The organism is Sulfitobacter sp. 1A13421 (assembly GCF_043557285.1).
In the GTDB taxonomy this organism is placed as follows: domain Bacteria; phylum Pseudomonadota; class Alphaproteobacteria; order Rhodobacterales; family Rhodobacteraceae; genus Sulfitobacter; species Sulfitobacter faviae.
Genome location: NZ_JBIFFQ010000004.1, coordinates 363,267 through 375,976 on the forward strand (window position 1 = coordinate 363,267; position 12,710 = coordinate 375,976).

The 12,710-nt window shown below is 61.1% G+C and carries 11 protein-coding genes; 5 read left to right on the top strand and 6 right to left on the bottom strand.

What is annotated here, in order from left to right:
* Nucleotides 1-26 precede the first annotated feature (26 nt).
* The 3 genes from ACGYLI_RS10775 to ACGYLI_RS10785 all read left to right on the top strand — a co-directional run bounded on the left by ACGYLI_RS10775 (nucleotide 27) and on the right by ACGYLI_RS10785 (nucleotide 3,341).
* The gene (locus ACGYLI_RS10775; protein WP_394393597.1) at nucleotides 27-314 is read left to right on the top strand and encodes a hypothetical protein; all 288 of its coding nucleotides are present in this window, start codon (nucleotides 27-29) and stop codon (nucleotides 312-314) included.
* 676 nt (nucleotides 315-990) lie between these two features.
* Nucleotides 991-1,569 carry a YceI family protein gene (locus ACGYLI_RS10780; protein WP_394419175.1) on the top strand — a complete coding sequence of 193 codons (579 nt, stop codon included), beginning with the start codon at nucleotides 991-993 and terminating at the stop codon, nucleotides 1,567-1,569.
* Nucleotides 1,570-1,787: 218 nt separating this feature from the next.
* The gene (locus ACGYLI_RS10785) at nucleotides 1,788-3,341 is read left to right on the top strand and encodes an ISL3 family transposase (RefSeq protein WP_394419181.1); all 1,554 of its coding nucleotides are present in this window, start codon (nucleotides 1,788-1,790) and stop codon (nucleotides 3,339-3,341) included.
* Nucleotides 3,342-3,709: 368 nt separating this feature from the next.
* Here the strand turns inward: ACGYLI_RS10785 and ACGYLI_RS10790 are convergent, their stop codons facing one another.
* From ACGYLI_RS10790 to ACGYLI_RS10810, 5 genes are all read right to left on the bottom strand, one after another.
* Nucleotides 3,710-4,681, bottom strand: coding sequence for an alpha/beta hydrolase family protein (locus ACGYLI_RS10790; RefSeq protein WP_394419176.1), 972 nt, complete (start codon nucleotides 4,679-4,681; stop codon nucleotides 3,710-3,712).
* Between the two features lie 422 nt (nucleotides 4,682-5,103).
* Nucleotides 5,104-6,690 (bottom strand): tripartite tricarboxylate transporter permease, encoded by a 1,587-nt coding sequence (locus ACGYLI_RS10795; protein ID WP_394393606.1) that lies wholly within the window; start codon nucleotides 6,688-6,690, stop codon nucleotides 5,104-5,106.
* A gap of 10 nt (nucleotides 6,691-6,700) precedes the next feature.
* The gene (locus ACGYLI_RS10800; protein ID WP_394393609.1) at nucleotides 6,701-7,324 is read right to left on the bottom strand and encodes a hypothetical protein; all 624 of its coding nucleotides are present in this window, start codon (nucleotides 7,322-7,324) and stop codon (nucleotides 6,701-6,703) included.
* Nucleotides 7,321-8,259: a tripartite tricarboxylate transporter substrate binding protein gene (locus tag ACGYLI_RS10805; RefSeq protein WP_394393612.1), complete on the bottom strand. Its 939-nt coding sequence runs from the start codon at nucleotides 8,257-8,259 to the stop codon at nucleotides 7,321-7,323. The genes ACGYLI_RS10800 and ACGYLI_RS10805 overlap by 4 nt, the downstream gene beginning before the upstream one ends.
* 44 nt (nucleotides 8,260-8,303) lie before the next feature.
* Entirely contained in the window at nucleotides 8,304-9,101 is a 798-nt protein-coding gene (locus ACGYLI_RS10810) for a GntR family transcriptional regulator (protein WP_394393614.1), read from the bottom strand.
* A gap of 90 nt (nucleotides 9,102-9,191) precedes the next feature.
* Here ACGYLI_RS10810 and ACGYLI_RS10815 point away from each other — a divergent pair, with 90 nt between their 5' ends.
* Nucleotides 9,192-10,868, top strand: a complete 1,677-nt coding sequence (locus ACGYLI_RS10815; protein WP_394419177.1) for a gamma-glutamyltransferase family protein — start codon at nucleotides 9,192-9,194, stop codon at nucleotides 10,866-10,868.
* Nucleotides 10,865-11,323, top strand: coding sequence for a GAF domain-containing protein (locus tag ACGYLI_RS10820; RefSeq protein ID WP_394393619.1), 459 nt, complete (start codon nucleotides 10,865-10,867; stop codon nucleotides 11,321-11,323). Before ACGYLI_RS10815 ends, ACGYLI_RS10820 begins: the two co-directional genes overlap by 4 nt.
* 393 nt (nucleotides 11,324-11,716) lie before the next feature.
* On the opposite strand, the gene ACGYLI_RS10825 is transcribed toward ACGYLI_RS10820, so the two are convergent.
* The gene (locus tag ACGYLI_RS10825) at nucleotides 11,717-12,433 is read right to left on the bottom strand and encodes a hypothetical protein (RefSeq protein WP_394393621.1); all 717 of its coding nucleotides are present in this window, start codon (nucleotides 12,431-12,433) and stop codon (nucleotides 11,717-11,719) included.
* Nucleotides 12,434-12,710 lie beyond the last annotated feature (277 nt).

The following is a 12,710-nucleotide window of genomic DNA, read 5'->3' on the forward strand; positions in this document are numbered from 1 at the left end:
ACAACATCACCCCGGCTTCCATCGCCGTGGCCTGGTTGCTGTCTCAGACTAATGTCATCGCCCTGCCTAAGACAGCCAAGCCGGAGCGGCTCGCCGAGAACCTCACGGCGGCGGAAATTACGCTGAGCGAGACCGAGATCGCCGCATCGCTGCGCTTGCCCAGCTTGATGGCCGGACTGTATCGCCATCGAGCCTTGCGCCCCGGTGGGACGATTGAGGCGACAGGCCTCGCCCTCGTGCGGGGCGTCTTTGCGCCCGGCTTGCCAGTTCCCTGGCCGCGACCGCAGAGAGGAGAGGCGGAAACCAGAACTTAACTTTCGCAGGATTGCTGAGCGATGAAAGACCTAACTATATCCCCCCGAACCTTCGCATCCAAGTGGCCTATTCTGCGCTTTGCCAGATTGACTAGACCATTTCGAGAGATCAACTTCTGGATCACCGCGATCGGTCGCGCTTAAACCATGGCCCTGCGTTGGTACTGTTCATGTTGCTCCACAACAAAGACCCATAGCTCGTGCCTTTCTGTTGACCACAGCTCTGCGGCTAGACCGGACCTTCGCCCCTGGTCATCTCTGCGGCGCAGGTATTCAAAACGGTCCTTCATGACCCTTCACAGCATCATCCGAGAGACACGAGTTGGCTATGTAGACGAAGCTGCCGTTCGCTGCACCTGCGCCTGAGTCCGCCTCCATCTTGATTGGGCGAACTTAAAGTTCTTCAAAGTTGTCATTCCTTTGTCGTGTCAGACCCTCACTACAGGTCAGAAATGAATGGATACTTGAGAGATTACGGTTTGAGGCGCTATTCGAAGTCTTCGAGATGAAACTCAGGGCTTCTTTGGGCAGATATCTTTGTGCCTGCTGGTAAACATTCTGCACGCTGTTCGATAACGCACAGAGTGTGTTTGAAGGTAGAGAGTTGCGTATTTTCGCGTCTGAATTAGGTGCATCTGACGTGACGTATGCATCTCAAACGGAGAAATAGATTTAGATGAAAAACTTCCTTCTTACGACGGCAATGGGCGCAACACTCGCGACTGCGGCGCAGGCTGAAACGATGACCTATGTGCTCGATCCATCCCATAGCCAGATCGTGTTCAGCTATAATCACCTGGGTTTCTCGACCACCACAGGCATGTTCTCTGGGTTCGAAGGCAGTATCAAGCTGGACCAAGAAGACCCGGCAACATCGAGCGTCTCTGTTTCATTTCCCGCCAAGAGCCTCATCACCGGCTGGCCCGCCCGCGAAGCGCATTTTCTGAGCGAAGATTTCTTCGGCGCCGAAGCGAATCCCTTGGTGACATTCACCTCAACGTCGATCGAAATAACCGGCGAAGAGACCGGAAAGATCACCGGCGATCTGACCATGAACGGCATTACGAAGTCTGTCGTTTTGGACGCCACACTGAACCAGTTGGGCGATCACCCGATGGAAAATCGCCCCTGGGCCGGATTTGACGCGACAACCACGCTGCTGCGCTCGGATTTCGACATGGGCCAGTTCGCTCCGTTTGTCGGGGATGAGGTTGCGATCGATATCTCGATCGAAGCGATGGTGCCCGCTAAATAATCGAAGCCTTATACTTTACCACAAGGGTCGCGCGATTCCTCGCGCGGCCCTTTTTTTCGTCTCGATGGTGCAGGGTCTATTCTGGCTTAGTTGCCACCAGTTCTATCCGGACCTCCACAGCAAACCCGACAGAGCTTTCGTCGGCTCTGTCGCACATTGTGTGATTTTTGGCGGCCCCACTCCTACATCTGGCTTACATGCTGGAGGAGATGATCACCATGACAAAGCGTTTTGATACCGAGCTGTTGCCTGAAGGGCTTCGCGCCACCGGATATTACGTGGGCGGCGCGACCCTCGCGATTAACGCAGAGGTTACGGGCGCAGAAGTGATTTGCCCGGGTTGCGGACAGCGGTCTACTCGTCAGCATGGACGTTACGTCCGGCACCTCAAAGACTTTCCAGCGCATGGTCGCTCCGTTCAGGTGCGCTTGTCGGTGCGACGGTTCCGCTGTGTTACGTCGCAGTGTTCCATCATGACTTTCAGCGAGAAAGTCCCAGATTACCTTGCGTGCCGTTATGGTCGTCGGACCGGTCGATTTCAGGACCTCGTTGCCTACCTCGGTCGCGCGTTGGGCGGTCGGCCAGCTCAGGCACTTGGACGCCGTCTCCGGTTCGGTGTGAGCAAGGATACCTTTCTCCGGGGGGCTGCGTCAGGTGCTCGGACCATGGGCCATGAACCTCGCGTCATCGGGATCGACGATTGGGCCTGGCGCAAAGGACAGCGCTATGGAACGCTGATCTGCGATCTCGAACGGCGTGCCGTCATCGACCTGCTGCCGGATCGCGAGCCTGCGACAGTCGCTGCATGGCTGCGCCAGCATCCGCAGATCGAAATCGTCGCGCGAGACCGGAACGGCGGATACAGACAGGCGATTTCCGAAGCGCTTCCTTATGCGACCCAGGTTGCCGACCGTTGGCACCTTCTGCAGAACGCAAGCGATGCATTTCTGGCCGCCGTCCGTCGCGCAATCCCGGCCATACGAAGAACTGTCTGCGACGCCGAGCTGGATTCCGGTATTCTGACGTCGGCGGAACGTTTGCAATTCGAAGGCTTTGAACGGCGCCAGAAAACCAACGTGCTGATCCAGCGGATGGGTGCCGAAGGCGTGCCTATCAAGCGGATCGTCCGGGTCACTGGTCTAAGCCGAGGCCTGGTCCCGCGCGTCCTGCGCGGCGAACGGGAAGACGTCTTCAGGCTACGCCAAAGCAGCCTAACCCCTTGGTTCCCGCAGCTTGAGCAGTATTGGCAGCAGGGATGTCGCAATGGCGCTGAACTCTGGCGCCGGCTGCGAGCGGACGGTTTCCAAGGAAGTCTCCGCGTGGTCGGGGAATGGGCCACACGCCAGCGCCGAGCCGAGGCCGCCATCCCGCAGGGCACAGGCAAATGCCCTCCGAGTCGCAAGATCGCCCGCATGATGACCTCTGGTCGGCATCACCTCTCGAAAGCCGACAGCATATTCGTCGCTCAGGTTGAAAACGCTCTGCCGCAACTGGCGCAAGATCGTCGGCTCCTTGATGCCTTTACCTCCATGGTCCGCAGCGGCGAGGAAGACGGGCTGGCTGACTGGTTAGATCAGGCGAAGGCGTCTGGACTGGCGTCATTTTCGCGCGGCCTCTCTGCCGATCTCGACGCGGTTACCGCAGCGCTTCGTGAGCCTTGGTCCAACGGCCAGACAGAGGGTCAGATCAACCGGCTGAAATTGCTGAAACGACAGATGTATGGAGCCGCAGGCATCGATCTGCTCCTGGCGCGCCTTCAGCATTCGGCATGAAAGGCGCCACAGAAATTGAGTCGGACCCAAAATTGCATGCTTGTTCACAATCTGGACAAAGAGCAGCTTGAGATCATCAAGGAGGCTTGTGCGGTCCCCCACGCGGCGGCGAGCGTTGCCAATGCGATGTAGTGCATCACTGACAGGGACGGGCTCTCGTCGATTGCAGAGGTGCTGCGGACTCGCTGATGACATTGTAGGGGCCGGAAGCGCGATCCTTGTTCGTCGACTGCGATATCGCCTTGTTCCGTATCCTGCCTGGTTACACCTCGCGCAGTAGACGCATGACTGCAATGCGGGCTGCTACCACAGCATCAAGGCTGGCTTGTGGATGTCTCCTTCGGGCCGGTCTGACGGTCCGCCCCAGCTTATTCAGGGCTGCCATTCAGGAAGGATATGACTGCGTTAGAGACGTCCTGGTGGATCGCCCGGCGTGCGTCCGAAGATACACCACAGATCGATGCATCACCTTCTTCCTCCATCAGGATCTTCGGTCCGGCGAACGTGCAAACGGCGAAGGCATCGAATACCGACGCTTGGGGCATGGCAAAGGACGGAGCCTGCTGCCCATCAGCCGATGTGCGCGCGAGCTGGCCGAGGGAAATCGATAGCGCCCGAACATCCGCGGGCGCAGAGCCCAGGTCTTCCGAGTATTCCGGGTTTATGGCTATCACCGAAGTCACGCGGGGGTCTCGCGCCATTCCAGTTAGGCCGTCCAGGTTGGTGGCCGACATGTCGACTCCCTGGGCCGCAAACCACCCGCAATCCGGTCCGCGCGGCTCTCTGTCCGGCGCGCAAGAGTGAAGGTAGCTGGCGACATCTAGCTCCGCTCCGACGACGGACAGGACAGCGGTCGCGCCAAGTGCAAATCCCGCGACTGACACTGTGGTTTCATCAATTCGCGGCCCCCAAGTCGAGTCGGCCAGCACCAAGTCAATCGCGCGGCTTATATACTGGGGTCTTTGCCAGATTTCGTTCACAGCAGCTTCGGCGTTGTCCGGGCGCGGCGCATTGACTTCGACCACAACAAAGCCTGCCCGTGCGATGGAGGAACTGAGCCAAGCACCTGAGTCAGTCGCGGATCGCAGGCCGCCATGTGATATGACCACCAGCGGAAGCGGGCTTTGCGTGAACTCCGCATCAGGTGCTGCTGCAACCCCCTCGAACACAGGATTTCCGCCGACAGTGCCCGATTCTTTTTCCTCGGACGGATACCAGATCGACATGGACAGAGGACGTGCGTCGTCGGATGTGTCCCGGAGATGGGCAAGTCCCGGAACGGTTTGAGCAAGAGAAGGCCCTGCGACCAGGATCAGTGCCAACGACAGACCAAATTTCATTCCGGAACTCCCCGTGCGGGCCAAAAGACTATTTTGCTTTATTACTGGCCTACTGAAAAGGCGAATGACCGCTCTGCCCGGGGAGCTGCCCTTGGCGTGCCAGATCTTGCTGCTGGATGCCACCGATGTCCGGTTTGGCGAAGCTGCGACGCAACGCGGCCAGTCGGACGAATGACCGCAGTGGGCCGGACGTGTCTCGGGCATCACCGACCAGAAGGAGCGAAACCAAGGAGTGCCCGCGGCCGTATCGAACGGTGAATTTGCCCAGAAGAACAAGTCCAAGTGCCTTCGCAAACGCCTACACATACTTAAATGGAGCACTTGGGCTTCCTGAGCATATTGATCAGGTCAACCCTCAAAGAAACGATCAGGCCTTCACATCTCAACTGACACAGAATGCTCGCATACTCTCATCGAAGAATTTAGGTTTGCGGACGGCTTTGCCGAAACATCCGCACCAGCAGCCAGACCGACAGCGCAAGCATCACAAGCGCGATGGGGGATTTCAGCAGGAACCACGGATCGCCGCCCGAGGCGGTGAAACTGCCACGGATCAGCCCCTCCAATGCCGGGGCCAGCAGGAAACCGATGACGAAGGGCAGGATCGAGATCCCCAGCCGTCGCAGCACGTAGCCGATTACGGCAAAAACGCAGGCGCTCAGCAGGCCGACATAGCCGCCGTCCTGCACATAGGCCGCGGTGAGCGAGACGGTCAGGATCACCGGCAACATCACGTCCTTCGGAATACGGATGAGACGGCCCAGCTGGCCCATTAGAAAACTGCCGACGCTCCAGTTGCAGAGGTTGGCGATTGCCATCATCGTGAAGAGGCCGAAGGCCATAACCAGATCGCGGTTCATGATCGTGTCGAACCCCTCGATCTCCTTGATCGGGGTGAAGCGGAAAACCTGCGGCCCGAAGGCAAAATCGCCGATGGTCTCCACCGCCAGAATGATGAAGACGGCGGCAAAATTGCCGGGGATGCCGAGGCTCATCACCGGGATCAGATTGGCGCCGGAGACGGCCGAGTTCGCCGATTCCGTCGCCACCACCCCCTCGATCGCGCCCTTGCCAAAGGTCTCGGGCGATTTTGAGCGGCGCCGCGCGGTGTCATGCGACAGGGTCGCGGCGGTGGTGGTGCCGATCCCCGGCAGCGCGCCGATCATCGTGCCGATCCCGGCGCCGCGCAGGATCGCCGGCATCATGCGCCAGCGCTCGCCCCAGCTCAGCCTCGGCCCCATTTCAGGGGCGGAGACCGGCCCCTTGGCCGCGGCACGGTCGCGGCGCATGTCTTCGACCGCGATCAGTACTTCCGAGAGGACCAGCACGCCCAGCACGCAGGAGGTCAACGGCAGCCCGCCGCCCAGCTCGGGGATGCCAAGCGTCATGCGCGGCCCGTCGCCCGACATCGTGGTGCCGACAAGCGAGACGAACATCCCCAGAAGGCCGCCGATCAGGCCTTTCAACGGGGCCTTGCCGACCACGGCCGCCATGAAGCAGAGCGACAGGATGATCAGGGCCGATTTCTCGGGCAGGTCCAGCACCCGCTCCACCGCAACCGCGAGCACAGGGGCGGCGATGAAAAGCACGAGGTCGGAAAAGTTGTCCCCCACGACAGAGGCGAAATGCGCTGTCTGGATCGCCCGGCGCCCCTGTCCCTTTTGCGCCAGCGGATAGCCGTCCACCGTGGTCAGGAAGGCATCGGGCGTGCCGGGGGTGTTGAACAGGATCGCTGGCACCGCGCCGCCCACGGTCGCGCCCTTCATGATGCCCAAAAGACAGCCCAGCACCGGATAGAGTGCCTCGTTCCCGTAGCCGAAGATCGAGACCAGAACCGGCAGGGCGATGGCCATGGCGAAGGGGCCCGAGAGCCCCGGGGTGGCGCCCACGAGGATGCCGATGACGACCCCGGTCAGCACCATGCCCATAGGCAAGAGCCACAGGCCACCATCGGCGGCCGTGAAGACGGAACTGATTCCGAGCGCGAGATATTGCAGCAAGAGGTCCAAGGGGTGTCCTTCAGAGGTCGGCGTTTGGCGGCAGTTGGATGTTGTCGAGCAACCCGGCAAACAGCAGGATCAGAAAGGCGGTCGTGAGCATGGCGACCACGAGATCGCGCGTCCGCAGCGCGCGGCGGGTGATGTAGATGTAACTGGCGCTCAACGCCGTGCCGCCGATAAAGAACCCGGCCACGTTGTAGGGAAACCGCCCCGACGCCGCGCGGTAGCCAGAGAAATCCGTGAGGCCCGCGGCGTTGCTGGCCCAGACCACCAGCGGCCCGCCCCATGTCATCAGCGTCAGCGATGCGGCGGTGACAAAACCAGCACGGGCCAGAAACAAGAGGTTGTCGAGGCCGATACGCCCAACGGGCTCTCCCACCTTAAGCCCTTTGGCGCGCAGCTCTCCCGCGATCAGCAAGAGCGCCAGCGGCACCATCAGCAGAACCAGCAGCGTGGGAAAGAAGGCGTCTCCGGGGATGGTATTGCCGGTCAGGCTCTTCTTGAGAAATCCGCTGCTGATGTCCCGCGGAAACCAGACCAGCAGGCAAAGCGCGACAAGCGTTAGCGTGCCCCCGCCCAGCCAAAGGTTCCAGCGCCCCCCGGAGGGGGCGCTTTCATCGGTATCCACGGGACCTCGGGTCATTCGGCCAGTGCTTTCATCATCGAGACGTTGGCCTCATAGGTCGAGAGGATCTGCTCGCGCAGCTCCGCGCCCTGCGTCACGATCGGCGCCGGTGGATACTGCTTTTCGATGAACTGGCGTGTCTCGCTCTCGGGGTCGGCGAGGATCTCGGCGATGACGCTGCCGATCTCGTCGCGGATTTCGTCAGACATGCCCGCGGGGGCGGTGATGATGTACTGGTAGCCAAGGTTCAGGTCGATGCCTTGATCCATCAGCGTCGGCATCTCCGGGGCCAGCGCCACCGGGCCGGTCTCGGCGGAGGAGAGGATCACCAGTTCGCCCGCCTCGACCAGCGGCTTCTGTACGCCGCCGCCCCAGGCGACATTGGCGTCCATCGACACCAGCGCATTGAGCGTGCCACGGCCACCCTTCATGCGCAGGTGGTTCACGTCGATCCCAAGAGCGCGGGCGACGATCTCGGCGCCGGCCTCGACCTGCGTGCCCCAGTTGGCCCAGACGATCGGCTCATTGGCGGCGGCGGCTTCAAGGTCATCAAGCGTCTTCCAGCCGCTCTCGGCGCGCGCCAGAACCGCCATCTGCGAGCCTGCGGTTGTGGTGATATAGGTGAAATCCTCCGGCGACAGGTTGTCGCTATTCATCGGCGCGAAATCATAGGTCGTGGTGATCGCGAAGCCCAGGGTCTGGCCGTCTGGCGCTTCCTCCTTGAGCTGCGCCGACATCACTGTGCCGTCGTCGCCCGCCTTGTTTTCCGGAATCACCTGCCAGCCACGCTTGGCCTCGATCTCCTTGGCGAGGGTCCGGCCCTGCACGTCGGTGCCGCCGCCGGCGCCATAGCCGATCCACAGGCGGATCGGGCCGTCCGGGTTCCATTCGGCCAGCGCGGGCCCGGCGGCCAGCAGGGCGGTGGCGGCGGTGGTCATCAGAATACGTTTCATGGTCACTCCACTGTTTCTTGGTTGGTTTTCGGTCTTGTCGGTCGTCAGAAGCCCGGTTTGCTCTCCACCAGTTCCATCGGGCGGTGGCCGCGGGGCAATTCGAAGCGTTGGATCAGTTGCAGCCTGTCCTGGCTGTCATGCTCATGGGCGTCCCAGATCATCCCCACATGCGGCGCGGCGAGGTCGAGATGCTGGCAGGCCTGCCGCGACAGCAGGTCGGCGCGCGCCTCGTGACGGACCTTGGCGGTGCGGATCTGGAACTGCTCCCAGAGCATGCGGTGATAGGAAATGCCGTGCAGCTCCTCCAAGGGGCGCGACAGCAGCGCCTCGGCGTGGTCGCAGCGCAGGTACATGGTGCCGAAGGCCGGTTGCGACCCGGTGACCCACACAAGCCGGTCGATGCGGATCACCTGCTCGGCCTCGAAGCCGATGAGCAGCGGCCCGGATTCGGCGGTGGGAAGGCGCTGGATCTCGACCACCCGGGTATAGGGCATCTTCCAGTCGCCGGTCTCGGGATCGCGGAAGCGGTAGACATGGACCTCGGGGACCTGATGACGCGCGTCGGCGATGAAACTGCCGCGCTTGCGGTGGCGCACGATCAGCCCCTGTTCGACCAGCCGCGACAGGCCCTTTTGCACCGTGGACAGGCCGATGGGCAGCGCGGCGGCGATCTCGGTCTCGCCGGGAAGCTGGCCGCCGGGCGCGAAGGTGCCGTCCTGAATGCAGCGGGTGAACGCCTCGCTCAGGCGCAGGTACTTGGGCCGGCCCTTTCCATCGGGGGCCGTGTCTTCCCATGCGGCGACCAAGGTCTCGAGGGACAGTCTATCTGAGGGGCTCTCCATACAACTATCATAGAACGAGGGGTATTGCACTTGTCAACTACGTAGTTAATAATTGTATGAGGCATATATTACAGCGTTGAGGGGGTGGAGATGAGCAAAGAATGGGCAGTGGCCACCGGACATCCCATTGCCACTGGGGCCGCGGAGCGGGTTTTGCGCGCAGGCGGCAACGCTGTGGATGCCGGGGTTGCCGCCGGGATTGCGCTGGCCGTCGTGCAGCCCGATCTGGTGTCCTTTGCCGGAGTCGCGCCGGTGATCCTCTATGACGCAGGCCGCGAGCATGTGACGAGCTATGACGGTGTCGGGGTCTGGCCGCAGGCCGCGGACGTGGTGCAGATGCAGCGCGATCACGGCGACCACGTGCCCGAGGGCTTGCTGCGCACCGTCGTTCCCGCCGCACCGGCAAGCTGGATCAAGGTCCTGGCGGCTCACGGCACCCTCGGTTTCGGCGATGCCGCCCAAGAGGCGGTGCAAGCCGCGCGCGACGGTTTCGAGGTCTATCCGCTGCTGGCCGATTTCATCGCTTCACGGGAGGAGAAATACGCGCGCTTCCCGTCAACGGCGGCGATCTTCCTGCCCGGAGGCCGCCCGCCGAAGGTCGGAGAGCGCTTTGTCCAGACCGACCTTGCAAACACCCTGCAGCTACTGATCGATGCGGAAAGCGCTGCCCGTGCCGAGGGAGGTGATCGGCGCGCAGGTCTGGCCGCCGCCCGAGCGGCTTTCTATACCGGTCCGGTCGCGAAAAAGATTGTTGCTTTCCACGCCGAGAACGGTGGGCTACTGCGGGCCGAAGACCTTGCCGCCTACGAGGTCCGCGAAGAGCCAACCTTCGCCGTCGACTTCCGGGGCACGCAGATTCACTGTTGCGGTGCTTGGTGTCAGGGCATTTCGATGGCGCAGACGCTTGCCATGCTGGAACAGGCAGGCCCCGATGCGACCCGCGACGGGGAGCAGATCAATCTGCATTTCCTGCTCGAGGTGCTGAAACGCGTGTTTGCCGACCGCGAAGCACATGTCACCGACCCCCGCTACATGCAATTCGCCCCCGAGGCGCTGCTGGAACCTGCTTTCATCGCCGACCGGCTGCGCAGCATTCAGGAGACCTCCGATCCGCTGCCGGCCCCCGCGGCCCCGGCTCCCGCGACGTCAGGCGAACGCCCGATTTTCGAAGTGGGCTGCGCCGATACTTCGCATGTCAGCGTGATCGACGGCGCCGGCAACATCTTCTCCGCCACCCCGAGCGATCCGAGCTACGACACCGTCGTAATCCCCGGTACTGGACTGTCGGTCTCCTCGCGCGGGTCGCAGAGCCGGGCGATCCCCGGCCATCTCAACGCCCTCGCTCCAGGCAAGCGGCCGCGACTGACGCCGAACCCCATTCTGGGGCTGAAGGATGGCAAACCCTGGCTCGCCATGGGCACGCCCGGCGGTGATGTGCAGGTTCAGGCCATGGCGCAGGTATTGCTGGGCTTGCTGGACCACGGACAGGCTCCGCGCGTGGCGGTCGAGGCGCCCCGCGTTGCTTCCTATGCCTATCCCGGCAGTTTCGCGCCACATGACGTTCACCCCAACAAGGTCCTGTACGAAGCCGATCTGCCACTGGAGCAGGCCAAGGAGCTACGCGCACGCGGACACGACCTCGAAGAATGGCCCGCTCGAACCTGGATGGCAGGCGGGATCTGCATCGCCCTGCGCGACGAGTCCAGCGTGGACGCAGTTGCAGACCCTCGGCGCGCGGGCACGGCCAAGACTGGAGCGAAATCATGACAACGGACATTTGCAAACGCATCGTTGATCAGAACACCCCGCTGGAGGAGGCTCTTGACCTCTGTGATAAAGCTCTCAAAAATGAGTTATTCACCGCGATGCGCTTCCACGCCGCGACGATGGAGGTGGAACGCCTACACTCTACCTTGCCCGATAGCTATCCTGTCAGCGGTCGCAAACCAAAGCGGGATACGGAGTGGGGCAAGAAGGTATTGATCGACCGGGAGATCAACCTGGGTTTCGGGGCCGCTGATATCAGATGGGCATTTTCGGACCATGAAACCATCTTGGGGCTCGGGCTCAATGCTGTGTTGAACGTGCCCATCGTCCTCGATGGTTCGGTTCTCGGCACGATCAATTACTTGCGTGGCGATCCGGCTTTCAGTTCGCGAGAAGTGGGGATCGCAGAACAAGTTGCTGCTGCACTGGCCAATCGAAGTGATCTGCGAGACTAACTTTCAATTTGCCAAGGGCCTTGAGCATAACGTACTTTCGCCGACAGTTAACCGCCATCAAGGCGCCTCGCCGCTCGGAATTGGGCGGATTCCGGAAGTTCGCCGCACGTGCTAATCCACCCCAGACGATCCGAAAAAGCAGACATTCAGCCGGGCCGTCCCGATCGATGCCGGTCTCATCGACAGGAAGGGTGAAGAGCGGTAGTTCGCCGCACACGCGATTGCAACGCACACCACTCGCAGAAGCGGATACATACCCGCCGGGAAGTCGAGACTATTTTCTATGCCGCCCTGGATACTGAAAACCTTGCCGCGTTGCCGCCCTGAAATTAGCCCCCAGATAGTTGGCGCGGTTCAGAACGAACGGGCCGTGCTGGCTGCATGCTGTCTGCCTTACCGGTCCCAGACGACCTCTGTGGCAAGATACTCGCGGATCACTGTTCGCACGACGAACTGACTGTTATCCACGACAGCGAACCGATACACATTCGGTTGGACGATCACCCATCCGTCAGCACCCATGTCCCCGCCGATGACCAATCGCGACATCAGCCGACCTCCAACCTCAGGCCATCCCGGGCCATAGTCGATCATTTCGAATGACCTAACCGCCTCAGGCGTCAGGATTTGCAGTGGCTCTATGGCGATGTGGGCCGGTTCGCCTCGAGCCGGCTGACCGTGCTCGAACAATACGTGCCCTCGAGCGTTCTTAATGACTACATTGCGGATGCGGTCGATGTCAGGCACGAATGTCACTTGGTGATTCCCATCGACATCTTCTTCGACCCGAAGCTGAGCCTCAATCTCGTCTTGCAAGCGAAAGTTCTTGCTCAACGTCTTCTCGGCCCTTTCGACGACCCGGTGATCAAGGTCAGCGGTCCCTGCAAGAACAGATCCGAGGAACGCTGTGAAATACTCCTCGTCATTGGAGAAAGAGGTGTTGCATGATCGGCAGATGCGGATCGTCGGCAAATTTTCTGGGAAGGGTCGATCAAGAATGCTCTTCGATGGAATATGATCGAGGTTGGTTTCGACATTTGCCAAGACTGCGCCGCAGTAGATGCACCATGCTTTGTGGCGCTCATCTGCGAAATCAAGAAGCCCCTTCACTGTCGTTCCGCCACGAGGTAACGGCAAATCGCGCTTGAAAGATGGACAACGAGTGTCGCATCATTAAGCGATGGCACATTCGTGGGGCTGACATGGCGTCCGAAATTTGAAGAGTAGCCCCAAAGCTTTGACAACGCGCTATCGAGTGGCTTCGGAACGCCAGCCAGAGTCACCGCCTCGTTGAAGTGTTGATTGTCACTGAGAACTGATGGGGTGGATACCCCCTCCCGACGGCATCGCAATGTGCCAAGGTGATGTGGGTCACATCACTGATAGG